Below are 24,297 nucleotides of genomic sequence, written 5' to 3' on the forward strand. Positions count from 1 at the left end.
GTGGTCGTAATGTAAAAAGGGCGGCACCAGAGGCCGCCCTTTTCTATTTGAAATCAGAGCGTTCACACTTGGCTCGGCAGCCACAGCACAATCCATGGAAACGCCACGAGCAATGCGATGGTCACCGCATCTGCGATGAAAAACGGCGTCACCCCTTTGAACACATCTTGCACTGTCAAATCATCGCGCACGCCAGCCACCACAAAGCAATTGAGGCCAATGGGGGGGGTGATCAGGCAGAATTCGGCCATTTTCACCACCAAAATCCCAAACCAAATCGCACACATTGGGCCGGACATACCGAAGGCGCTGTCGGTGGCCGCGACGAACTCGCCGCCATTCAATGCCATCACCGCCGGGTAGACCACGGGCAGGGTTAGAAGCAGCATGCCAATTGCATCCATGAACATGCCCAATACCGCATAAGCCAGCAGGATGCAGACGAGAATCAGCATTGGTGACAGGGTGAGCGAGGTGATCCAGTCGGAAAAGGCGCCGGGCAGATCAGCAAAGCCCAAGAACCGCACGTAAATCAGCACGCCCCAGATGATGGTGAAAATCATCGCGGACAGTTTGGCGGTTTCCAGAAGGGCGGATTTCAGCTCGGACCAGCGCATCCCACGATAAAGCGCCATAAGAAAGACCACAAAGGCGCCAATTGCGCCGCCTTCTGTTGGGGTCCCCCAAGCGTCACCGCCGAAAGGATTGTAAACAAAGAGGATAATGGTGGCGACCACCACCAGAATGGGCAAGGCAGGTGGCAATGACGCAAAGCGTTGCCGCCATGTGAACCCCGTGACGCGTGGTCCAAACCCTTTGAACGTCAGCGCAAGACCGATGATCAATAGCCCGTAAATGACGGCGGAAAATGCACCGGGAATAAACCCCGCGAGCAGGAGCTTGCCCACGTCTTGCTCCACGATAATAGCGTAGATCACCAGAATCGCCGAGGGTGGGATGAGTGAGGCCAAGGTGCCGCCCGCCGCCACAACCCCTGCCGCAAAGCGTTTGTCATACCCGATGGCCAGCATCTCGGGGATGGCAATGCGGGCAAAGACGGCGGAGGTGGCGACCGATGCGCCAGACACCGCGGCAAACCCCGCTGTGGCAAAGATGGTTGAAACCGCCAACCCCCCCGGCACCCAGGCAAGCCAGCGTTTGGCCGCCTCAAACAAGGCTTTGGTCAGGCCTGCGTAATAGGCGAGATAGCCGATCAGGATGAAGGTTGGGATCAGTGACAGCGCTTGGGACGCGATCTTTGAATGCGGCACCTGTCCTGCGGTTTTTACCGAAATGGTCAGGGCTTTCGTAAACTTATCAGGGTCATAGCCGAATTTGGCCCAGAAAATCCAAGTCAGGCCAATCAGTCCGGCCAGGCCCGCCGCAAAGGCCACGCGCATGCCCAACAGCACCAGAGCCAACATGCCTGCGGTGACGATGAGGCCGATATCAATGGACTCCATCAGTGGTCCTCCTTTGGGCTGGTCACTGTGTCGGCTTCCATTGCGGCCTGGGTGACGGCATCGGCAACCATGGGCACGGCGATGGGGCGTTCAGCACGGGTGATAAAGGCGTGCCCGTAAGCCCAAAGTTGTAGGATGAGACGCAGACATAAGATGGTAAACGCCACAGGGGCCAGAAGCTTTGCGGGCCACAGGGGCAAGGCAATATCCATCGAGCTGTCGCGGCTCCACAATGGGGCGGTGATGTCAAAGCTGCGGTCAAAATGGGCCCAACTGCCCCAAACCATCATCACCATCAAAAGAAAAATGGCCAACGTGTTTATAAATTCCGCGGCATAAAGCGCGCGGCCCCGCAAGGCCCCCACCAGCATATCCATGCGGATATGTCCGCCGTCACGTTGCACATAGGAAATGCCCATGAACGCAATAAGCGGCATCGCTTGTTCGATCCAGTCAACATAGCCGGGCAGGGGGTGATTGGCAAAGTTGCGTCCGGACACCGAGACAACGGCCAGGACCATAAGGGAAAATACCGCCAAGCCGGACAGCAGCGCAAACAGGCTCTCCACAGCATAGAGACGACGATCCAATCGGCTGACAAGACTGCCATCCGACATAACAAGAGAGGTTCCAGCCATTGCAGGCTCCCTGTATAGAAAAAGGCCCGCGCGGGGTCTTTCCGCGCGGGCTGGTGGGTTACATGCCTTTGGCAATCATCCCGGTAACCATGTCATAGAGCTCCTGTGCGGGCAGGCCGCGGGCGGTGTTCTCTTCGATCCAGGCTTTGGCCGCGGGTGCTGCGGCGGCATCCTTAAAGGCAGCAAGCTCAGCGTCGGTGAAAGTCACCCGTTGAATGCCACGCTCGTCCAGCGCAGGTCCCCAAGCGGCCATGGTTTTGTTGTTGTAATTGTCAATATAGTGGTCAAGGGCCTCGTCGACCGAACCCAAAAGCGCGTCGCGCTGGGCGTCAGGCAGGTCGGCCAATGCGTCAGAGTTCACCACAACGGGGCAATTCACCGTGCCGGGGTTCAGGTTGGTGGTCCACCATGTGGCATTTTCAATTGTGCCAAATGACATATGCGCGTGGGGGGCAAAGCTGACGGCCTTGACGACGCCCGAATCCATCGCCTGACGCACTTCGGTCGCCGACATAGAGGTCGGGACCGCGCCGATGGTTGCCATGGCTTGGCCAATGCCGCCGGTGGCGCGTACGGAAAGCCCCTTGAAATCTGCGAGTGTGGCAGGCGCATCACCGACCCCAACCAGATTATATTGTGGCAAAGGTGATGGCATCAAAAGGGTGGCGTTCCACCGCGCCAGATCCGCCACTGCCGCCGGGTGCTGATACAGCGCCATCGACAAATCTCGTTCCTGTTCAAGCGAGGTCACGCCGAGAAAGGGCAGTTCCAGAACGGTGATCGAGGGGTTTTTATCGCGGTGATACCCGGCACAAAACTGTGCCATTTCAAACGCGCCAATGGAAATACCGTCCAGGTTTTCCTTATTCTTTGACAGACCGCCGTAGGAAATATTCAGAGTGAATTCGCCATTGGTTTTGGCGGCGACCAATTCGGCCAGCTTTTCCACATGTTCCGTAAACGCGCGGCGTTTGCCCCAGACGGAAACGCTCCATTCGGTTGCCATGGCTTCGGTTGCAAAAGCAAGAGACAGCGCGGCAACAGCCCCGCGGGTGATAAATTTGTGCATGTTTTCCTCCCAGATCACGCAGATGCCCAAAGCTTACATCTTTGTGGCGAGCTGCCAATGCCCAATTCTGACCAAATGGAAAAAAGGTCTGGTGTTTGTGTGCGCAGAAGGATTGGAGCCGCAAAAAACAAACGGCGACGCCCGGGAGGAGGGGCGTCGCCGTCTTTTCTGATGTGGCCCTCAGGGAGGAGCGGGCCATTTCAGCTGCCATCAAGATCAGGGAGGAGATCTTTTTGGCGATGCGAACACCCCGGGAGGAGGAAGGGGTGGTTCGTAACTTTGGGGGAGCGGCAGCCTCTTGGGAGGAGGTAAGATGCTGCCGCGTCCCATGAGCCAGCTAGGGAGGAGGAAACTGGCCCGAAAAAGGTGACTGGCGGGGGCCGGGAGGAGGTAGCCCCCGCCGTCATTCGCGGCACCGCAGGGAGGAGAGCGGTGCGCGGGAAACGTTATGCGCCGTAAGCGGCTTTGCGAGCGATCGAAGAGATTTCGCTGCGGGCGATGCCCAGGTCGCCCAGCTCGCGGGTCGACAAATTGTTCAATTCACGAACGGTTTCGCGATAGAGGCCGCGTTTTGCTTGGGCTTCTTTCCAGGTCGCAACGGTTGCGAACAGGCGGTCAACGATGCCGGCGTGGGCGTTAAAGATCTCGGTTGCATGTGCCATGCTATGTACTCACTCTTCGTGTGCTTGCGCGTTTCGGTTTGCGGCTTTGCCGCTAAAATCAGGTGGCGCCGTTCTTGGCGTCGTTGGGGGATAAATGGCGCTAACGCTGCAACTGCACAATCCCTGGATCACTCAATGCCGCTATGCAGAAAATGCATACGTAGTACTGACCTATCCTCACAAAACCGTTACATTAATCTGCCGCGGCCAAAAATCAGGGTTGATTGTGTGGGGTGGAGTGTCGCGCCCCCTTGTGTCTGGTGAAAAACGCGGCAAATGTGTGCTCTGAATTGCTTCTGGAGGTGGCTGTGACCCAAACGCGCGACGAAATTATGTCTGTTCTGTCTTCTATCGCTTTGCCCGACGGGGGGGATCTTGCCTCTCGTGATATGGTGCGTGCGCTTTTGATTGACGGGGGCAAGGTCAGTTTTGTGATCGAAGCTGAAAACGCCGATATGGCCGCCAAAATTGAACCACAGCGCCGTGCGGCAGAAGCGGCGGTTGCGGCACTTGATGGGGTTGAAAAGGTGTCCGTGGTGCTGACCGCGCATGGCCCCGCGCAGCCGTCAAAGCCCGCGCCAAACCTGAAAATTGGCGGTCATCCAAAACCACAAGCGGGGCCGTTGGCGGTGCCGGGCGTGAAGAACGTGATTGCGATCGCGTCTGGCAAAGGGGGTGTGGGGAAATCCACGGTCAGTTCAAACCTTGCGGTGTCCTTGGCAAAGGCGGGGCGCAAAGTTGGCCTGCTGGACGCCGATATTCTGGGGCCAAGCCAGCCGCGGATGATGGGCACCAATGAACGTCCCTCAAGCCCCAACGGTGAAATGCTGGTGCCGGTTGAGGCGCATGGCGTCAAACTGATGTCAATCGGCTTGATGCTAAAGTCGGATCGGGAATCGGTGATCTGGCGCGGCCCCATGTTGATGGGCGCGCTGCAACAGATGTTGTTTCAGGTCGAATGGGCCCCCTTGGATGTGTTGATCATTGATTTGCCGCCGGGCACGGGCGACGTGCAGCTGACGCTGGCGCAAAAGTCGCAAATCTCGGGCGCGGTGATTGTTTCAACCCCGCAAGACGTGGCGCTTTTGGATGCGCGCAAGGCGATCGACATGTTTGGCAAGGTGAATATCCCCATTCTGGGTCTGATCGAAAACATGTCGAGCTATGTTTGCCCAAGCTGTGGTCATGAGGCCCATTTGTTTGGCCATGGCGGCGTGAAGTCCGAGGCCGAAGAGCTTGGTGCGCCGTTCCTTGGCGAAATCCCCCTGTCGTTGGATGTGCGTCTGGCGGGGGATGCCGGGGCGCCCGCTGTACTTGAGGGTGGGGCCGCTGCGGACGCTTACGCGTGCATCGCGCAGGACCTGATTGGTCGCGGACTAGCCTAGAGCGTTTCCAGTTCACAGTGTATCAAAGACAAGAAGCGCCCGCCGGAAGGTGGGCGTTTTGCGTTGTAGCAGGGCGTGTTGGGCGCGCGCCGGGAATTCATGGGACAGATCGCCATTATGGGGTGGGAAATCGTGGGTCAGGTCTTTCTTTTGTGACTCGTCATTGGAATTTCCATGGGAAAAGTATGGAATTTTGCTGGATTCCAGGATGTTTTTCGCTCATTTAGTGCTGAGTTTAAAAATATTTGGGAAATTATGGGCGAAAATGGAACTTTTTCTGCACCTCTATATGTAGTGTGCTTTCGCTGCATGCTCGCCTATATTTCGTGGTTTTTGCCGAATTCTTCAATGTTATAAGGCTGCAATTGGGGGTGTGGTTTGCGTAATTTTCCAAAAAATCCCATCTAGGGGTATTGCTTCCCATGATTTCCCAGGCTATCACTGTATGCATGATGAGGACGGGAATTAAGAGGCAGCAAGACCTCGTGACACTCCCAAGTCAGGTTTCATACAGGCACCCGCTTTCATCAAGATAAGAGATCCGGCGCGTACGCGAGCAGACATCCCCCCAGGTGGCGCGCGTGACTGGACACCCGGCAACGGGCTTGGCGGTGGATTGATCAGTGGCAGCAGATCAATCCACCGTTTTTAATTTAAGGCCTCGTGATGATCCACAAGAGTTCAGACGAGGCGGGTGAGGACAGGAAAGGGACCGGACGCGTGGCACGCAGGTTCAGAGGCGAAAGCCAACATAAGGTGGACACAAAGGGCAGGGTCTCGATCCCAGCCCTGTTTCGCCGTGTGTTGGAAGCCGGCGATCCTGATTACACCGAAGGTCTGAACCCCAATCTTGTCATCGTATATGGCGATCACCGTCGTAACTATTTGGAATGTTACACGATTGAGGCCATCGACGAAGTTGATGAACAGATTGCGAAACTGCCCCGTGGCTCGGTTGAGCGGCGCATGTTGGAACGTCTGTTTAACGGCCAATCCTTCCCGACCTCCGTGGATGAAACCGGGCGCCTCGTGCTGCCGGCCAAGCTGCGTCAGAAGATCGGGTTGGAGAAAGAAGCGTTTTTCATGGCCACCGGTGATACTTTTCAAATCTGGAACCCAGAGACCTTTGAAGAGGTTGAAATGGCCCGCACCGAGGCGTGGTTGGATGACCAGCCTGATGATTTTGATCCGCTGACCCTCTTGTCGGGCGTAAGCGGGGCAGGGGAATGAGATGACTGCGGCGCCTTCTGATCACCCTGAAAAAAAACCGCATGTGCCGGTGTTGCTGAGGCCGCTCCTTGAGGCGGTCTCTTCTGCAACTGGAACTGTGTCTGGCGATTGGGCCGATGGCACCTTTGGTGCGGGTGGATACACGCGTGGGCTTTTGGACGCCGGGGCCGATTGGGTGGCTGGAATTGACCGCGATCCGATGGTGTTTGAAATGGCGCAGGCCTGGGCCGGTGACTACGGCGACCGGCTTGCGCTGTGCGAAGGCACGTTTTCGGACCTTGATCAGCTTGCAGGGCGCCCCCTTGACGGGGTTGTTCTGGATCTGGGCGTCAGCTCCATGCAGCTTGATATGGCCGAACGTGGGTTTTCCTTCATGAAAGACGGCCCGCTTGATATGCGGATGAGCCAATCTGGCCCGTCAGCCGCGGATCTGGTCAATGAGGCGGGCGAAGATGAGATCGCCGATATCCTTTACCATTATGGCGAAGAGCGGCTGTCGCGCCGGATCGCCAAAGCCATTTTGCGCGCCCGCGCCGAGACCCCATTTGAAACAACGCTGCAACTCGCGGATGTGATTGAAAAATGCCTGCCGCGCGCAAAGCCCGGCCAAAGCCATCCGGCCACGCGCAGTTTTCAGGCGATCCGTATTGCGGTGAACGATGAATTTGGTCAGCTGATCGAAGGGTTAGAGGCCGCTGAACGCGCGCTGAAACCCGGCGGCAAGCTGGCCGTTGTGACGTTTCATTCTTTGGAAGACCGGGTTGTTAAGCGGTTTTTGCAGGCGCGTGCGTCCGCAGGTGGCGGAGGGTCGCGGTATGCACCTGAAGTGGCCGAAGAAACGCCGCGCTTTTTACTGACCCCCAAAAAGGCCATCGGGCCGGATGATCAAGAGCTTGCGGAAAACCCGCGTTCGCGCTCGTCCCGGTTGCGGGTCGCCACGCGAACGGATGCCCCGGCGGGGCTGCCGGACCGGGTGAAACTGGGTCTTCCGAAACTTGCCATCAAAGGTATGTAATGATGCGCTCGCTGTTATATGTGTGTTCTGCCCTCGCGGTTATGGGTTTGATTTATTGGGCTTATTCCGAAAACTACAAAACTCAGGCCGCCCTGGATAATGTCGAAACCCTGCAAGGGGAAATCGGCCGGATGCAAGAAGAGCTGTCGGTATTGCGTGCTGAATGGGCCTATTTGAACCGCCCGGATCGCTTGCGGGATTTGGCCGAAATGAACTTTGATCGTTTGGGGTTGTTGCCCCTTGCGCCGGAGCAATTTGGCCGTGTGGATCAAATCGCATACCCTTCAAATGATCCGCTTGCTGTCGCAAATACGGTGGATGTCAGCGCGGAGATTTCGCAATGAGCCGCACCCCCCTTCGCCCCCTTGCCCGTATTCTGGACGCCCGCGCAAAGGGGGAAAACCCGGACGCGATTGAGCGCGAAAACCTGAACCAACGTCACGAAGTGATCCGCGACAAAGTGCGTTTTCAAACCGAAGGGCGCTTGCTGGTTTTGGCCGGTATGTTTCTGTCGGCCTTCATCGTCGTTGGATCGCGGATGGCGATGCTGTCCGCGACGGAAGCACAGGAACCGCGTGCTGAGGTTGCGGGCGCGAGCATTGCCACGGCGCGTGCCGATATTGTGGATCGCAATGGGCGGATCTTGGCGACAAACCTTGTCACCCACGCCCTTTATGCCCAACCACCGCAGATGGTGGACCCGGAGCGCGCGGCGGGTGAACTGGTGAAAATCTTTCCTGATCTCAAGGTGGATCGGTTGATCAAGGATTTCACTGGCAAGCGTAAGTTCCTGTGGATCAAAAAGAAAATTAGCCCTGAGCAAAAGCAGGCTGTGTTTGATATCGGCGAGCCGGGCTTATTGTTTGGCCCGCGTGAAATGCGCCTGTTCCCGAATGGTCATCTGGCCGCCCATGTGCTTGGTGGGGCCAGTTTTGGGCGCGAAGGCGTGGCCGCGGCAGAGGTCATCGGCGTTGCTGGCGTGGAAAAACAGTTTGATGACTATCTGCGTGATCCGGCCAACGGCGGTGCGCCGCTTGAACTGTCTTTGGACCTGACGGTGCAATCCGCCATCGAACAGGTGCTTTATGGTGGCATGAAACTGATGAACGCCAAAGGGGCGGCGTCTGTGTTGATGGATGTCTATACCGGCGAAGTGATCTCGGTTGTGTCCTTGCCGGATTTCGACCCAAACAACCGCCCGCGCGTGTTAACTGAGGGGGATCAATCCGACAGCCCGCTTTTCAACCGTGCGGTGCAGGGCGTGTATGAGCTTGGCTCGACCTTCAAGATTTTTGCAGCCATTCAGGCGATGGATCTGGGGCTTGTGAACCCAAACACGGTGATCGACACGGGCATTCCGCTGAAAATCGGCAAATTCCGCATTGGTGAGTTCAAGGGCAAGAATTACGGCAAACTCAGTGTGTCAGACATCATCGTGAAATCCTCAAACCGGGGCACCGGGCGGCTTGCGTTGGAAATTGGGCCGGACCGTCAGCAGGAGTTCCTTAAATCCTTAGGTTTTTTTGAACGCACCCCGTTTGAGATTGTCGAAGCGCAAGGATCCCAGCCTTTGCTGCCCAAGCGCTGGGGCAAGCTCAGCTCGGTGACCATTTCATATGGCCACGGTCTGTCCTCGACCCCGATGCATTTGGCGGCGGGTTATGCGGCGATTGCCAATGGGGGCTATACGGTGAAGCCGACGGTATTAAAGCAAACCAGCGTGGCGCGCGGGACACAGGTGATGACCCCTGCGGCGGCGTCTGCTGCGCGTGAGATGCTGCGCAAAGTGGTCACCAAAGGCACCGCGTCTTTTGGCGAAGTGGAGGGCTATCAAGTGGCGGGCAAAACCGGCACGGCGGATAAACCCAAGCCGCGCGGTGGCTATTACGACAACAAGGTGATCAACACCTTTGCGAGCCTGTTTCCGGCGAATGACCCGAAATATGTGCTGATCGTGACCTTGGACGAGCCGGTGGAAACCTCTGGTCCAAAACCGCGCCGCACGGCCGGTTGGACGGCGGTTCCGGTGGCGGCAGAAATCATCCGCAGGGCGGCGCCCTTGCTTGGGCTAAAGCCAACCGTTGAACCTTTGGACCCAACTGGGCTAACACTCACCTCAAACTAAGCAAGTGGGTGTGACGGTCAAAATGGTCTGAATGGCCCGCTTGCACAGGTGTTATGATTTGAGGGGGCCCTATGGCCGAAGCTACAAACATGAAAACGCTCGCGGATTTGGGGCTGACCGCCCAAGATGGGCATCAAGCTGGGACTGAGGCGCAAACGTCTGGCCAGATTACAGGACTGTCGGTGGACAGTCGGTTGGTTAAGCCCGGTCATTTGTTTGCGGCCCTTCCCGGCGCGCGGGTGCATGGCGGCGAATTCATCCAATATGCCTTGCGCATGCAAGCCGGCGCCATCCTGACCGATCCAGAAGGCGCGCGGATTGCCGCCCACGAGTTGGCCGCCTCTGATGCGGCTTTGGTTGTGGTGGAAGACCCGCGCATGGCCTTGGCCTATGCCGCGGCGCTTTGGTTCGGGGCGCAACCAGAAAATATGGTGGCCGTGACCGGCACCAACGGAAAGACCTCTGTGGCCAGTTTTACCCGGCAAATCTGGATGCTCTTGGGTATTGAAGCTGCCAATTTGGGCACGACAGGCGTTGAGGGGGCTTACGCCGCGCCCTTGGGGCACACCACGCCGGAACCGATCACCTTGCACCGCGTTTTGGCGGACATGGCAGGCGCAGGCATCACCCACGGCGCGATGGAAGCATCCAGCCACGGGCTTGCGCAGCGCCGCCTGGATGGTGTGCGCCTGAAAGCGGCCGGGTTTACCAATTTCACCCAAGACCATCTCGATTACCACGAAACCTTTGAGGAGTATTTCGCGGCCAAGGCCGGGCTGTTTGCGCGGGTTTTGCCTGATGATGGCACGGCGGTGATTAATATGGATGATCCAAAAGGGCGTGACATGTTGGCCGTGGCAGAGGGGCGTGGGCAACAAGTGCTGCGCGTTGGTACATCTGAGGATTGCGATTTGCGCCTTCAGGCCCGCCGCTTTGATGGCACCGGGCAGGATCTGCGTTTTACGTGGCTTGGCCACATGCACACCGCACGGCTGAACTTGATCGGTGGGTTTCAGGCAGAAAACGTCCTTTTGGCCGCTGGATTGGTCATTGCCTGTGGGGCGGAGCCTGCGCATGTGTTTGAGACCTTTAAGGATCTTGTGACCGTGCGGGGCCGGATGGAACATGCCGCGACCCGTGACAATGGCGCCTCTGTTTTTGTGGATTACGCCCATACGCCAGATGCGTTGCGCACCGCGCTTCGTGCCATGCGCCCGCATGTTTTGGGGCGTTTGGTTGTGGTTTTTGGCGCGGGCGGGGACCGCGACACCTCAAAACGTATTTTGATGGGACAGGCCGCGGCGGAAAACGCCGATGTGGTGTTTGTCACTGACGACAATCCGCGCAGCGAAGAGCCTGCACTGATCCGCTCCATGGTGATGGAAGGCTGTCCTGATGCGACCAATGTGGGTGACCGGGCCGAGGCGATTTTGCGCGGCGTGGATGCGCTTGGGGCCGGGGACACGCTGTTGATCGCGGGGAAGGGTCACGAGACGGGGCAGACCGTGGGCGATGACATTTTACCATTTGACGATGTGGAGCAAGCCTCGGTCGCGGTGGCGGCATTAGACGGGAAAATCGCATGACGTTGTGGACCGCAAAAGACGCAGGGGGTGCGACCGGGGGCAAGGTTCTTGGGGGGGATTGGTCTGTGGATGGCGTGTCGATTGACACCCGGACCTTGCAGCCCGGCGATCTGTTTGTGGCGTTGAAAGCTGCGCGTGACGGCCACGAGTTTGTGGCGCAGGCGCTTAAAAACGGGGCCGGGGCCGCCCTTGTCAGTCATATCCCCGAGGGCGTGTCTGAAGATGCGCCTCTGTTGCTGGTTGATGATGTTTTGCCCGCTCTGGAAGCCCTGGGTAAGGCGGCGCGCGCGCGCACCAAGGCGCGTGTGATTGCGGTTACAGGATCGGTTGGCAAGACATCGACCAAGGAAATGCTGCGCGCGGTGTTGACCCCTCAGGGTAAGACCCACGCAGCAGAAGCCAGTTACAACAATCATTGGGGCGTGCCCCTAACCTTGGCGCGTATGCCTGCGGATGCTGATTTTGCAGTCATTGAAATTGGCATGAACCACCCCGGAGAAATCGCCCCCTTGGCGAAAATGGCCCGCCCGCATGTGGCAATGGTCACCACAGTTGCCGCCGCCCATTTAGAAGCGTTTGACGATATCAGTGGCATTGCGCGTGAAAAAGGCGCGATTTTTGAAGGGCTGGAGCCCGGAGGGATTGCCGTTGTGAACGGGGATCTCGACACCACGCCGATTTTGCTGAAGGCTGCGGGCACTGCGCAGGTTGAACAATTTGGTGCCAGCGCTGACCTGCCCAACCATCTGACCCATGTGGGTCTGACCGAAGAGGCGACGATCTGTAAGGGCATGGTCTGTGGGGTCGAATATCTTTTTAAAATATCGACTGCCGGGAGGCATTTTGCCAGCAACGCGCTTGGTGTTTTGGTCGCGGTCCACGCGCTTGGGGCCGACGTGACCCTGGCGGCGCGTGACATGCCGCTATGGCACCCCCCTGCGGGGCGCGGCACGCGTGAAGAGGTGATTTTGGATGCGGCAGAAGGTCTTGGGCTTACGCTGATTGACGATGCGTTTAACGCCAACCCTACCTCGATGGCGGCGGCATTAGAGGTGCTGTCGGTGATGATGCCAAAGGATGGTATAGGCCGCCTTCACAAAGGACGCCGGATCGCAATTTTGGGCGATATGTTAGAGCTTGGCCCGGACGAGGCGGCGCTTCACATCGCGATCGCGGATCTTCCCCATCTTGCTGCTCTTGACCGGGTGCATTGCGTTGGGCCGCGGATGAAGGCGCTGTGGCAGGCTTTGTCAGGTGATCAACAGGGCAAATGGGTCGAAACCGCCCCGGAACTTGCCTCATGCGTTGCGTCCCTAGTGGATGCAGGTGATATTATTCTGGTAAAGGGATCCAAAGGGTCGAAGGTCAGCCTAGCGGTTGACGCGATCCGCAAATTGGGTCATCCGCACCGCTAACCCTAGTAAAGCCCCAGTAAAGGACGTTCCAGATGTTGTATTGGCTTACCGAGTTTTCCGATGGTGGCGACGTGTTCAACCTGTTTCGCTACATCACATTTCGGGCGGGTGGTGCGTTTTTTACCGCGCTGATCTTTGGGTTTATCTTTGGCAAACCGCTGATCAACATTCTGCGAAAGCGGCAAGGCAAAGGCCAGCCGATCCGCGATGATGGCCCCGAAAGCCACAAGGAAAAGCAAGGCACGCCAACCATGGGCGGGCTGTTGATCTTGTCGGCGCTTTTGGTGGCGACCTTGATGTGGGCGCGGCTCGATAATCCTTATGTCTGGATTACGCTGTTTGTCACCTATGGCTTTGGTTTGATTGGCTTTGCCGATGATTACGCCAAAGTGTCCAAGAACAACACAGCCGGTGTGTCCGGGCGCATTCGCATGGCGCTTGGGCTGGTTATTTCGGCCATTGCGGGCGTCTGGGCCACGGCCTATCACCCGGTGGATCTGCAATATCAACTGGCCTTTCCGGTGCTTAAAGACAGCCTTTTGTATATGAGCTATCTGTTCATCCCCTTTGTGATGATCGTCATTGTCGGGGCCGCCAATGCGGTGAACCTGACCGATGGTCTGGATGGTCTGGCGATCATGCCGGTGATGATTGCGGCGGGCACTCTGGGCGTGATTGCCTATGCGGTGGGCCGGGTTGATTTCACCGAGTATCTGGATGTGCATTATGTGCCCGGCACCGGCGAGCTCTTTATCTTCACCTCTGCCCTCATTGGCGGCGGTTTGGGCTTTTTGTGGTACAATGCGCCACCTGCGGCGGTCTTTATGGGCGACACAGGATCGCTTGCTTTGGGCGGTGCCTTGGGCGCGATCGCAGTGGCCACCAAGCACGAGATCGTCTTGGCGATTGTTGGCGGGCTTTTTGTGGTCGAGGCGCTTTCGGTGATCATTCAGGTGCTTTACTACAAACGCACTGGAAAGCGTGTGTTCCTGATGGCACCGATTCATCACCATTTTGAACACCTCGGCTGGAAAGAACCGCAAATCGTCATCCGCTTTTGGATCATTTCGCTGATCCTTGCTTTGGTTGGTCTGGCGACGCTGAAAGTTCGCTGACCCATCCGAGTTTACCAAAAAATCGCCCCGTCCTTCGAAGTGAAGCGGCGGGGCTTTTGTTTTCACAGCTTTTCAGGTAGCGATTTGGAAAAGCATCTGCGGTTTGGAAAGGGCACACATGATCCCGGTCAGAGGTTATCAAGGGCAAAAAGTGGCGGTACTCGGCCTTGGGCGATCCGGCCTTGCCGCTGCACATGCGCTGGAAGAGGGCGGCGCCATTGCGCTTTGCTGGGACGATGGGCAAGAGGCGCGCGACCGTGCCGAAGGACAAGCGCTTGAGCTGTGTGACCTGTCCAAAGCCAACGTGTGGGAGGATATCTCGGCCCTGATCGTCAGCCCCGGCATTCCGCATCTTTACCCAGAGCCAAACCCGATTATCGCCCGTGCATTGCAAGCCGGCGTGCCAGTCGACAATGACATCGGCCTGTTCTTTCGTAGCTTCGCGACCGAGGATTGGGACGGTTTTGCGACCATGCCCAAAGTGGTGGCCATCACCGGATCCAATGGGAAATCAACAACATCCGCGCTGATCCATCACATCTTGGAAGAGGCCGGCCGCCCCGCGCAGCTTGCGGGCAATATCGGCCGTGGCGTGCTGGATATCGACCCCGCGCATGACGGCGAAGTGGTGGTGTTGGAACTGTCGAGCTATCAAACCGAACTGGCCCGCGCGTTGACCCCGGATGTGGGGATTTTTACCAATCTGTCGCCCGATCATCTGGATCGCCATGGTGGCATGGGCGGGTATTTTGCCGCCAAACGCAGGCTGTTTGCGGAAGGCGGACCTGATCGTGCGGTGATTGGTGTGGACGAGAACGAAGGTGCCTATCTGGCTGGCCAACTGTCCGAAGGGCCCGCCGATGATCGTGTGATCCGTGTGTCGGTCGATCGCAAGCTCACCGGCCCAGGCTGGCAGGTTTTTGCGCGCAAAGGGTTCTTGTCTGAGTACCGCAAAGGGCGTCAGGTGGCGTCCATCGACCTGCGCAACATTCGCGGTCTGCCCGGCAGTCACAACCACCAAAACGCCTGTTGCGCCTATGCGGCATGTCGCACGCTGAATTTGGCCCCGCGCCAGATAGAAGCGGCGTTCAAAAGTTTCAAAGGTCTTCCGCACCGCTCGCAATTTGTCGGGGAAAAAGACGGTGTGTCATTTGTGAATGACAGCAAAGCCACCAATGTCGACAGCGCGCGCGCCGCTTTGGGGGCCTTTAAGAACATCCGCTGGATCGCTGGGGGACTGGGCAAAGAGGGCGGCGTTGAGAGCCTGAAGGACGCCCTGAAAGGGGTCAGCAAAGCCTATTTGATCGGCCACTCCGCGCGGGAATTTTCCTTGCAACTCGGGGATTTGCCCTATGAGATTTGCGAAACAATGGAGCGCGCGGTGCATCTGGCCGCCCAAGAGGCAAAGGCGGGGGATACGGTCCTGCTTGCCCCTGCGGCAGCATCCTTCGATCAATATCCAGATTTTGAAAAACGCGGCGAGGACTTTACGCGGATCGTACAGACCTGCATAGGTTAACTTTGTATCCCGCCGCATACAAAAACCGAAAAAAGTGACGTGTTTATAAAGGCTTGCAATGTGCGCGCGCTCTGCTACGTGTTGGGCGGAGGAGAAGCGCAGAATGTTTTCACTGGAAGATCACCCCGATCGGTATGCCTTGGCCAACGAGCTGCATGCCCGCCCGTCCCCAGCGTTGCAAACGCCGGGAGTGGCGGTTTACCTCGCGGTGAAGCGCCCGAAAAATGCGGCAAGTCGCGACCGGGATCTTGACCGGGACCATTTGATCCAGCTGTTGGATCGCTTCGGCGCGCCCCATCCCAGCCCTGGCGCCAACCACTATTTCGGAGAGATTGGCCGGTATCAGCTGAAATGGGAACAGCACACGGAATTTGTGACCTACACAGTGTTTGGCGAAACTTTGACGGCGCGTGCATTTGACCCGTCTGCCTTTGATGTCTTCCCCGAGGAATGGCTGGAGGCGGCGCCCGGAAAGCGGATCACCTCGGCCCATATCCGCATCGAAGACATGCCGGCAGATGAGGCCCAGATGTCATCGGCCATTTCCAAATGGTTTGTCCCTGAAAGCGTGACGGCCACTTGGGTTCTGGACCGGGCAGCCATGGTTGCGGGCGACTTTCGGATTGATACCGCCGGGCATATGCGCTTTGTCGCCTTTATCACAGCGAACACCGGCAAGCGCCGGGTCGGGCGAATTGTGCAGCGGATTTGCGAGATCGAGACGTATAAGACCGTTTCAATGCTGGGTCTGCCGGTTGCGCGCGATTTGCACCGCCGTTTGGGGCAGGTCGACAGTGAACTGGCTGATCTGGTCAGCGCCATGACCAAATCCAACGAAGCCCCAACAAGCACGTTGGACGAACTTTTGGCAATTTCAGCAGAGCTGGAGGAAATGATGGCCTCGACGTCGTTTCGTTTGGGGGCCACCAAAGCCTATGAAGCCATCGTGCATCAGCGCATCAATGCGCTACGCGAAGAGCGGTTTGAAGGGCGTCAAACGCTGGCAGAGTTTATGATGCGCCGCTATGATCCGGCGATGCGCACTGTCGTGAGCGCAGAAACGCAGCTTGCGTCGATGGCGAGCCGTGCGATGCGGGCAGGGGATCTGCTGCGAACGCGTGTGGACGTGGAACGTTCCGCCCAGAACCAGGCTTTGCTTGAAAGCATGGATAAGCGGGCCCATCTTCAGCTGCGGTTGCAAGAAACGGTTGAGGGGCTGTCGGTGGTGGCGATCAGCTATTATGCGGTTTCTCTGGCCAGCTATTTCACCTATCCGCTGACGGGAATGTTGGGTATTTCCAAGGGGATGCTGACCGCCGGGCTTACGCTGCCGGTGGTGTTGCTGGTGTGGCTGATGGTGCGACGGATCCGACATTCGATTGACGATTAAGGCGGCGGGTCAGCAGGCGATCTGCGGCGAGCGCCCCAAGAACAATCGACCCCAGGGCCACGAATGCGGCAAACGACAGGGTGGAGAGGCCGGACATTCCAGCCCCCACAGTACAGCCGCCAGCAAAGACACCGCCCATCCCCATCAAGGCGCCTCCGGTAAGGTATTGCCCCATTTGGCCCGCGCTTTCAAAGCTCTGCCAAGCAAACTGGCGGGTCAGAAGCGCGGTTAAAAGCGCCCCGGCCAGAACGCCGCCAATCAGACCTGTGCCAAAGTTCCCGGACACAGCAGAGGCGGCAACCGTCCAAAACAGGCTGTCGGCCCAAGGGGCGGTGAAGGCGAGGCTTTCAAAGGTGATCGGGTCAAACTCGTCTTGCAACACCAAACCTGTGCCAACCCAAGCCAAAGGGACCAAGGCCCCGATCAGGGCGCCAAGGGTCAGCTGACCCAGTGTCGGGCGATGGCGTGCGAGCATTCCGGCGACGGCGACAACGGGCGCGATTGCAAGCCAAGTTGGTAGGGGTGGGGCGGCGACAGTCATGTCTTCTAAGCCCAGCCGCAGGGGGGCGATGGCGCCTTTCAGCGTTGCAAGGGCCGTCAGGGCTGCGACGCCAAGCACAACCAGCGCACGCAGGTTCCCGGTGGCGGCCAGCACCGTTAGGCGCGACAGGCAGCCACGGGTCAGCACCATGCCCACGCCAAACATGACACCGCCCAAAAGGATTTCAACCAGCGGCAGGTCAGGGGCCAAAAAGCGGTGTTCAGCAAAATTGATCCACCCGGCCCAGACGGCGGCTTGTGTGCCGATGACGGCCACGGCCAGCGCCAAGAGCCAGGTGGTCAAAGCGGAGTGACGTTCGGACGCTGTGCCAACCAATCCACGGCGCAGGCAAAAACGGGAGAGGAATGCCAATACGCCGAATGCCAGGCCAAGGGACGTACCTAACAGGACAGAGGCGCTGCGTGGGGTGAGGGTTTCAAAGCCCAATGTCTCGAACATCTTCATATCTCCGCTTTTGGGAATATGTTCCAAATGCAGATCAGTGTTGGGTGAATCAAGGGGATTTTGATGTCTTGGCGGCATTGATGGGGGATAATGTTCTGCGCCAGCGCCCTTTCGAAAACTTTATTCTGCCCGCCTGCGCCTCAGCAGGGGAATGATCTGACATTTGTGCAATGCACAACCCGCACGGCCTTTTTTGTTACTGGGTGTCTGCGCGTGGATCCATGGCATCGCGCAACCCATCGCCAATGTAATTGACGGATAAGACGGTCAGTGAAAGTGCCAACCCCGGCCAAATCACCCGTGCGGGCGTGAGGGTCATATAGTTTGTACCATCAAACAGCAGCCGCCCCCAGGTGGGGAAATCCGATGGAAAACCAAGCCCCAGAAATGACAGCGCGCTTTCGGTGAGAATGGCAGAGGCAAACCCCAACGTGGCAGAGACAAAGATGGGGCTGAGTACATTTGGCAGAATATGTTGCCAGATCAGGTGCCGCGGCCCTGCGCCAAGTGAGATCGCCGCCAAAATGAACTCGCGTTCTTTCAGGGCCAGTACCTCGCCACGCACAATGCGTGCGGTTTGCATCCAGCTGGTGATGCTGATGACGCAAACGACCAGAATGAATACGCCGCTTTCTGGGCCAAAAGCCGTGCGCAAACTGTCGCGCCAGAGCATAATGACCACCAGCAAAAGTGGCAGCATGGGCAGCGCGAGGAAAAGATCCGTTAGGCGCATCAACGGCCCATCAAGCGGTTTGAACACCGCTGCGATCATCCCGACACATGTGCCCAAAACGAGCGACAGGAACATCGCCATAAACCCAACCATAAGGCTTGTCCGCCCACCGATCATCATCGCCGCAAAGAGATCGCGGCCCAATTGGTCGGTGCCCATTGGGTGCCTCAGGCTTGGCCCCTGGTGCTTGGCCGCTATGTCAAGTGTGGTGGGGTCCAGCGTCCAGATCATTGGGCCGAGGAGCGTAAGAATTGTGACCAGCAACAAGAACCACAGGCCCAGATAGGCCATTTTATGGCGGCGAAACCGTGCCCAGACATGGTGTGGTCGCGAGCGATGGGCGAGGGGGGATGCCTTACGCATACCGGATCCTCGGGTCGAGCAGGCCATAGAGGAGGTCAGCAATCAGATTAAACAGCACAATCAGCACGGCAAACAGGAATGTCAGGGTTTGCACCAGCGGGATATCGGCGCTTTGAATGCCGGAAATCAGCAATTGCCCCAGACCGTTTACGCGAAACACCTGTTCGGTGATGATCGCGCCGCCAAACACTTGAGGCACGCCCATGGCAATCACCGTGACCACCGGGATCAACGCGTTGCGCAAGACATGTACCATCACCACACGTCGCTCGCCCACGCCCTTTGCCCGCGCGGTGCGCACATAATCCTGGCTGAGGTTGTCCACCATCGAGGCGCGCATATAGCGGCTGATCTGGGCGGCGTTATAAAGTGCAAGAACACAGACTGGCATGATCATTTGCTTGATTTGAAAGGCAAAACTCGACCAGCCCGTGATCTCGTGGGTGGTGTCATAGATTGAGGGAAGCCAGTCGAGTTGCACCGAGAAGACGACCACCATCAAAACACCGGTGAAAAATGTGGGCACCGAAAACCCCACCATGGCGATAAATGTGCCGATCTGGTCGAACCAGCCAAATTGGCGATAGGCCGACATCACGCCGATGGGGATCGCGATACAAATGCCCAATATATAGGACAGGCCCACCACCCATAATGTCTGTGGCAGCCGTTCGGCAATGAGATCAACCACCGGGCTGTGGGTGGACCAACTGCGCAGGCGCAAACGATCCGGGTCACCCACAGACCATCCCGTGAGTTGTTCGAAGACATTCAGCGGTTCATTGATGAAAAACTGTTTGCACCACAAAAGATAGCGAATGTGCGTCGGTTCGTCCAAGCCAAGGCCAAGGCGGATTTTCTCGCGCACCTCAGCCGGGATGGTCAGGGGCAGATTGCCGGTGGGGTCATTGGGGGCAAAGTCAATCAGGACAAAGATTACAAAGCTGATCAAGACCAGCACAGGCACCGCAAAAATCAACCGCCGGAGAGTGTAGTTGAACATGTGTTTGCCTTGGATCCTCAAAGGGGCGGCGCGCTGTCTGGCCCGCCGCATTGATGCGTGTATTGATTACTGTGCGCGGCCCCAATCGGCGATATTCCAAAGTTCGCTGTCCCAGGAATTCATCCGAACGCCGGTCAGGTTTTTGGCACGGGCAGACACATCGCCGCGATGCACCAGCGGGATGAGCGCGCCGTTTTGCACCAGCATGTCATTCATTGCAATTGCCAGCGCCGCGCGGTCTTCAAGCACCGCTGTTTGGCTCATCTTATCTGCCAACGCGTCATAATCGGCATTGCAAAAGCGCGGGATGTTAAAGCCCAGCCAGTTGTTTTCTGGCGCCGGAATCTGTGCGCAGGTCCAGTTTTTCATATATGTTTCCGGGTCAGAGCCGGTGAAGGTATTGGTGAACATGCCAATGTCGGCATAATGCTTTTGATAGGTGTCCGGGCTGGATTGCGATCCGCCAAAATACACGGCCGGCGCAACGTTTTTCAGCTCAACCTCAATCCCCAGTTTCGTCCACCAGGATTTTACAAGCGCTTGCGTGTCTTGACGCACCGCATTGGTCGAGGTTTGAAACAGAATTGACAGGCGCACGCCGTCTTTGCTGCGGATCCCATCAGAACCACGCAGCCAGCCGGCATCGTCAAGCATTTGATTTGCCTTGGGAATATCCTGTATCAGGCAATCATCATTGGCCGCAGACCTGTAAAGGGCCGGTGCGGGCAAGACATTGCAGGTGGGTTTACCCGCCGCCCCGTATCCGACCTCTGCCAGCACTGTGCGGTCAATCGCCATGGAAAGGGATTTGGTGACAATGGGGTCGGTCAGGAACGGATGAGCGCCGCCTTTCAAAGTGGACCGATCTGGTCCGAGGGCCGGATCTGGGTTGGTCAAATTGACCTGCATCCGTTCCACAGCTGCTCCAAAAGCGGTGATCACCTCGCCTTTTCCGCCCTTGGCCATCTCGGCCAGAAGGCTGGGATCAATTTGCAGGTTCCAGGCATAGTCAAACTCGCCCGTTTGCAAGACCGCCCGCGCCGCCCCTGCGGCATCCCCACCGCCCTTTAGGGTCACAGTGGCAAAACCGGGTTTTCCTGGATCGCGGTAAAAAGGATTGGCCTCAAGTGTGAGAACATCATTTGCTTTGAAATCCGTCACACGAAAGGGGCCCGTGCCGCGGGGGGCAAAATTCTCGGCCGTACAATTGGGGGCCGCCGCACCGACGCAGTTCTTGAACTGTTCCTTTTGCAGAATCGGGCTGTCATGGCCCACAAACGGCCCGTAAGGATAAGGTTTGGGTTTTTCAAACGTCACCTTAACCGTCAAATCATCCAGCGCGTCCACGGTTTTCACATCGAAGAACTTGCTTTCCTGCTGGCATCCCCCTTCGGGGCTCATGCAGTATTTAGCTGTGAAAACAACGTCATCGGCGGTGAACTTAGTTCCGTCCGACCATTTCAGTCCGGGCGTGATCCGCCAGGTGATCGTGGTCATATCCGCCGACACACCGCCATTTTCGACCGTGGGGATTTCGCGCACGAGCCAAGGCACAAGTTGGCCGTTCTCGTCATGACGCGCCAAAGGCTCCAGAATCATCGAACTGGCTTCCGTATCTTTGATGCCGCCAGACAGAAATGGGTTCAGGATCGAGGGGGCCTGCCAATAAAGAAGGTTCAAATGACCATCTGCGCCCCGCTCAGCACGGGCCGCCATCACACTTATTGTCGCCACAGCCACGGCCGCCAAAAGTGTAGATTTGAGTGTCATTTCATTCCCCTTCAATGTTGCTCACCGCTGACCAAAGTCGCTGTCATAGACCATTTGTGTCCGCGTTCAAAGGAAGCGGTTGTCAAAAAGCGTCAGTTCGGACGCAATTTGAGATTAAATCTTGCGGCGATAGGTGCAATCAGAGGCGGTGTTTTGTGAAATTGCAAGCCCGATGCGGGAATTTCCCAATACTTTCAACCTATGATTTCATGATGATCGGGGGCGTGGCCCGGAAAAGCCGTTTGACACTAGGATCGCGCGACCGTTAGCGTCCACACAAACTGTGGACATCACGATGACATTTGACCTGACGCCGCGCGAAATCCTTGAAAAACTTGTGTCGATCCCAACGGTCAGTCGGGACAGCAATCTGGATTTGGTGGATTGGGTCGAGGGGTATCTGACCCATCACGGGGTTCCGTCAACCCGCGTTCAGAATGATGCCGGCACCAAGGCGAGCCTTTATGCCCACATTGGCCCCGAAGTGGAGGGGGGTGTCATTCTGTCTGGCCACACGGATGTTGTGCCAGTTGAAGGGCAAAGCTGGGCGACGGACCCATGGCAAGCCGTTGAAATTGAAGGACGGATTTATGGGCGCGGCACCTGCGATATGAAGGGGTTTGTGGCCCTGATGCTTGCCGCTGTGCCCATCGCCACGACTGGAAACCTAAAGCGTCCGATACAGATTGCACTGTCATACGACGAAGAGGTTGGGTGCCTTGGCGCACCACAGATGATTGCCGAGATGGCGCAACATCTGCCCAAAGCGGCCATGGCCATCATTGGCGAACCTTCGATGATGAAGGTGGTCACAGGCCATAAAGCCGCGATCGGTTGGGCGACGTCTGTGCATGGGCATGAGGTCCATAGTTCGTTGATGCACACCGGGGTCTCTGCGGTGATGCAGGCGGCAAAATTGGTCAACTGGGCCAATGAGACAAACGATGAAAGCGCGCGTGCCACGCCCCGCGGGGTGGATGCGATGTTTGACCCGCCCTATTCAACGCTTCATGTGGGCACGATCCGTGGCGGAACCGCGGAAAACATCACTGCGAAAGAGTGCCGTTTTGTCGTGGGGTTGCGTGCTTTGCCGGGCCAGGATCTTACCGCCTGGAAAGGTCGCTACCTTGCCAAAATTGCTGAGCTGGAGGCCGACATGAAGGCCATTCATCCCGACGCGGGGATCACCGTCTCGACCCCCTTTTTCGTGCCCGGATTGCAGCCAGAACGTAACGGGGCGGCAGAGGGGCTTGCGCGCCGTTTGACCGGTGACAATGGCCAGCATGTGGTCAGTTACGGCACCGAAGCTGGCCAGTTTCAGAGCGCTGGTTTCTCTGCCGTTATTTGTGGTCCGGGCGATATTGCACAGGCCCATCAACCCAACGAATACCTCTCGGTGGCCCAGTTCGAAGCGGGATGGGATTTTATGCGCGATCTGTTGAAGGATTTGTCGAAATGAAGCCCTTCCCAATCTCAGAAATCAATCCGGTGGAACATCGCACCCCCTTGCCAAAAGCCGCTGATGTTGTGGTCATCGGCGGTGGTGTGATCGGGGTCACCACTGCGCTTTTTCTGGCACGGGATGGCCTTGATGTTGTGCTGTTGGAAAAGGGGCGGATCGCAGGCGAGCAAAGCTCTCGTAATTGGGGGTGGATCCGGGTGCAGGGGCGCGATCAGGCCGAAATACCGATTGCACAAGAGGCTCAAACCCTGTGGCAAGAGCTGGCCCCGCAGCTGGAGACGGATATTGGCCTGACCCAAACCGGTGTCGCCTATGTGGCCAAATCTGACAAAGACATCGCCGAGTTTGAGGCCTTTATGAAATTGGCAAAATCCGCGGGCTTAAGCACCCGCTTGCTTGATCAAAAGGACACTGCCGCCCTGTTTCCCAATGTCTGCGCCTCTTGGAAAGCCGCCCTGTGGACGGATACGGATATGCGGGCTGAACCCTATTTGGCGGTGCCTGCATTGGCGCGTCTTGCGGTCAAACACGGCGCGCGCATCACCGAGAACTGTGCGGTGCGCGGGTTGGACCTGTCTGCTGGAAGGGTGACCGGTGTGATCACCGAACAAGGCGCGATCAAAACCGGACGTGTTGTGCTGGCCGGTGGGGCGTGGTCGTCGCTTTTTCTGCGCCGCCACGGCGTGTCGATCCCGCAATTGTCTGTGCTGGCCTCCGTGGCGCATACTGCGCCCGTTGCAGACGTGTTTTCGGGTGCCGCAACCGGCGGAGGAGAGGTGGCCTTTCGCAGGCGTGCGGATGGCGGATACACCCTTGCCCCAAGTGGCTTTCATGACTTTATGATCGGCCCGGATGCGTTTCGCGCGTTTCGCGCCTTTCTGCCCCAATTGATGCAAGATCCTTTTGGGCCGCGCTATCACTCCGCCGCGCCAAAAGGCTTTCCCGACGCATGGTCCACGCCGCGCCGTTGGGGGGATGATGCGATCAGCCCGTTTGAACGGATGCGTGTGCTGAACCCCAAACCGACTATGGCCAAAATCACGCCCTTGGTTCACGAATTTGAACAGCTGTTCCCGCAGCTGGGCAAGGTCACGTTAGAGCGCGCCTGGGCCGGGATGATTGACGCCACCCCAGATGTGGTGCCGATTGTGGATGAGGTGTCGCCGCTGCCGGGCCTGATCGTGGCCACCGGCATGTCAGGCCATGGCTTTGGCATTGGGCCGGGATTTGGTCGCATTCTGGCGGATATGGTTCAGGGGCACAGGCCCCGTCACGACATGACGCGCTTTCGCTTTGGGCGCTTTTTTGATGGGTCAAAGCTAAAACTTGGCCCCGCACTTTAACCAAG

Annotated in this window: 20 protein-coding genes; 12 read left to right on the top strand and 8 right to left on the bottom strand. The window is 57.6% G+C overall.

Features of this window, described 5'->3' with window-relative positions; all coding sequences use genetic code 11:
- Positions 1 to 62: 62 nt before the first annotated feature.
- From KKW20_RS07035 to KKW20_RS07050, 4 genes are all read right to left on the bottom strand, one after another.
- On the bottom strand, positions 63 to 1,463 hold the full coding sequence (locus KKW20_RS07035) for a TRAP transporter large permease (RefSeq protein WP_214567163.1): 1,401 nt from the start codon (positions 1,461 to 1,463) through the stop codon (positions 63 to 65).
- Positions 1,463 to 2,101: a TRAP transporter small permease subunit gene (locus KKW20_RS07040; RefSeq protein WP_214567164.1), complete on the bottom strand. Its 639-nt coding sequence runs from the start codon at positions 2,099 to 2,101 to the stop codon at positions 1,463 to 1,465. The genes KKW20_RS07035 and KKW20_RS07040 overlap by 1 nt, the downstream gene beginning before the upstream one ends.
- Positions 2,102 to 2,159: 58 nt before the next feature.
- Positions 2,160 to 3,170, bottom strand: coding sequence for a TRAP transporter substrate-binding protein DctP (dctP, locus tag KKW20_RS07045; RefSeq protein WP_214567165.1), 1,011 nt, complete (start codon positions 3,168 to 3,170; stop codon positions 2,160 to 2,162).
- A gap of 446 nt (positions 3,171 to 3,616) precedes the next feature.
- Positions 3,617 to 3,832, bottom strand: coding sequence for a DUF1127 domain-containing protein (locus tag KKW20_RS07050; protein ID WP_214567166.1), 216 nt, complete (start codon positions 3,830 to 3,832; stop codon positions 3,617 to 3,619).
- A gap of 308 nt (positions 3,833 to 4,140) precedes the next feature.
- Here KKW20_RS07050 and KKW20_RS07055 point away from each other — a divergent pair, with 308 nt between their 5' ends.
- The 10 genes from KKW20_RS07055 (at position 4,141) to KKW20_RS07100 (ending at position 16,612) form a co-directional block, all read left to right on the top strand.
- Positions 4,141 to 5,217 carry an Mrp/NBP35 family ATP-binding protein gene (locus KKW20_RS07055; protein ID WP_343207562.1) on the top strand — a complete coding sequence of 359 codons (1,077 nt, stop codon included), beginning with the start codon at positions 4,141 to 4,143 and terminating at the stop codon, positions 5,215 to 5,217.
- Between the two features lie 720 nt (positions 5,218 to 5,937).
- Positions 5,938 to 6,447 (top strand): division/cell wall cluster transcriptional repressor MraZ, encoded by a 510-nt coding sequence (mraZ, locus tag KKW20_RS07060; RefSeq protein ID WP_214567330.1) that lies wholly within the window; start codon positions 5,938 to 5,940, stop codon positions 6,445 to 6,447.
- Between the two features lies 1 nt (position 6,448).
- Entirely contained in the window at positions 6,449 to 7,462 is a 1,014-nt protein-coding gene (gene rsmH, locus KKW20_RS07065) for a 16S rRNA (cytosine(1402)-N(4))-methyltransferase RsmH (RefSeq protein ID WP_214567167.1), read from the top strand.
- Positions 7,463 to 7,464: 2 nt separating this feature from the next.
- The gene (gene ftsL / locus KKW20_RS07070; RefSeq protein WP_214567168.1) at positions 7,465 to 7,806 is read left to right on the top strand and encodes a cell division protein FtsL; all 342 of its coding nucleotides are present in this window, start codon (positions 7,465 to 7,467) and stop codon (positions 7,804 to 7,806) included.
- The gene (locus tag KKW20_RS07075; RefSeq protein WP_214567169.1) at positions 7,803 to 9,587 is read left to right on the top strand and encodes a peptidoglycan D,D-transpeptidase FtsI family protein; all 1,785 of its coding nucleotides are present in this window, start codon (positions 7,803 to 7,805) and stop codon (positions 9,585 to 9,587) included. Before ftsL ends, KKW20_RS07075 begins: the two co-directional genes overlap by 4 nt.
- Before the next feature lie 71 nt (positions 9,588 to 9,658).
- Positions 9,659 to 11,173 (top strand): UDP-N-acetylmuramoyl-L-alanyl-D-glutamate--2,6-diaminopimelate ligase, encoded by a 1,515-nt coding sequence (locus KKW20_RS07080; protein WP_246534492.1) that lies wholly within the window; start codon positions 9,659 to 9,661, stop codon positions 11,171 to 11,173.
- Complete coding sequence (locus KKW20_RS07085) at positions 11,170 to 12,588, top strand: UDP-N-acetylmuramoyl-tripeptide--D-alanyl-D-alanine ligase (RefSeq protein WP_214567170.1); 1,419 nt, start codon at positions 11,170 to 11,172, stop codon at positions 12,586 to 12,588. Before KKW20_RS07080 ends, KKW20_RS07085 begins: the two co-directional genes overlap by 4 nt.
- 32 nt (positions 12,589 to 12,620) lie before the next feature.
- Positions 12,621 to 13,703 (top strand): phospho-N-acetylmuramoyl-pentapeptide-transferase, encoded by a 1,083-nt coding sequence (mraY, locus tag KKW20_RS07090; RefSeq protein WP_214567171.1) that lies wholly within the window; start codon positions 12,621 to 12,623, stop codon positions 13,701 to 13,703.
- Positions 13,704 to 13,821: 118 nt separating this feature from the next.
- A complete protein-coding gene (gene murD / locus KKW20_RS07095) occupies positions 13,822 to 15,222 on the top strand; it encodes a UDP-N-acetylmuramoyl-L-alanine--D-glutamate ligase (RefSeq protein ID WP_214567172.1) in 1,401 nt (466 codons plus the stop codon).
- Positions 15,223 to 15,325: 103 nt separating this feature from the next.
- Positions 15,326 to 16,612 (top strand): DUF3422 family protein, encoded by a 1,287-nt coding sequence (locus KKW20_RS07100; protein ID WP_214567173.1) that lies wholly within the window; start codon positions 15,326 to 15,328, stop codon positions 16,610 to 16,612.
- Here KKW20_RS07100 and KKW20_RS07105 read toward each other — a convergent pair.
- The 4 genes from KKW20_RS07105 to KKW20_RS07120 all read right to left on the bottom strand — a co-directional run bounded on the left by KKW20_RS07105 (position 16,545) and on the right by KKW20_RS07120 (position 21,487).
- Positions 16,545 to 17,612 (bottom strand): YeeE/YedE family protein, encoded by a 1,068-nt coding sequence (locus KKW20_RS07105; RefSeq protein WP_214567174.1) that lies wholly within the window; start codon positions 17,610 to 17,612, stop codon positions 16,545 to 16,547. The genes KKW20_RS07100 and KKW20_RS07105 overlap by 68 nt on opposite strands.
- 202 nt (positions 17,613 to 17,814) lie before the next feature.
- On the bottom strand, positions 17,815 to 18,714 hold the full coding sequence (locus KKW20_RS07110; RefSeq protein WP_214567175.1) for an ABC transporter permease: 900 nt from the start codon (positions 18,712 to 18,714) through the stop codon (positions 17,815 to 17,817).
- Positions 18,707 to 19,717, bottom strand: a complete 1,011-nt coding sequence (locus KKW20_RS07115) for an ABC transporter permease (protein WP_214567176.1) — start codon at positions 19,715 to 19,717, stop codon at positions 18,707 to 18,709. The genes KKW20_RS07110 and KKW20_RS07115 overlap by 8 nt, the downstream gene beginning before the upstream one ends.
- Before the next feature lie 66 nt (positions 19,718 to 19,783).
- Positions 19,784 to 21,487: a peptide ABC transporter substrate-binding protein gene (locus KKW20_RS07120; protein ID WP_214567177.1), complete on the bottom strand. Its 1,704-nt coding sequence runs from the start codon at positions 21,485 to 21,487 to the stop codon at positions 19,784 to 19,786.
- Positions 21,488 to 21,782: 295 nt separating this feature from the next.
- On the opposite strand from KKW20_RS07120, the gene argE reads away from it, so the two are divergent.
- Both argE and KKW20_RS07130 read left to right on the top strand, forming a co-directional pair.
- Complete coding sequence (gene argE / locus KKW20_RS07125; protein WP_214567178.1) at positions 21,783 to 22,946, top strand: acetylornithine deacetylase; 1,164 nt, start codon at positions 21,783 to 21,785, stop codon at positions 22,944 to 22,946.
- Positions 22,943 to 24,292, top strand: a complete 1,350-nt coding sequence (locus tag KKW20_RS07130; protein WP_214567179.1) for an NAD(P)/FAD-dependent oxidoreductase — start codon at positions 22,943 to 22,945, stop codon at positions 24,290 to 24,292. The genes argE and KKW20_RS07130 overlap by 4 nt, the downstream gene beginning before the upstream one ends.
- Positions 24,293 to 24,297 lie beyond the last annotated feature (5 nt).

This window comes from Aliiroseovarius lamellibrachiae (assembly GCF_018599245.1).
GTDB lineage: Bacteria > Pseudomonadota > Alphaproteobacteria > Rhodobacterales > Rhodobacteraceae > Aliiroseovarius > Aliiroseovarius lamellibrachiae.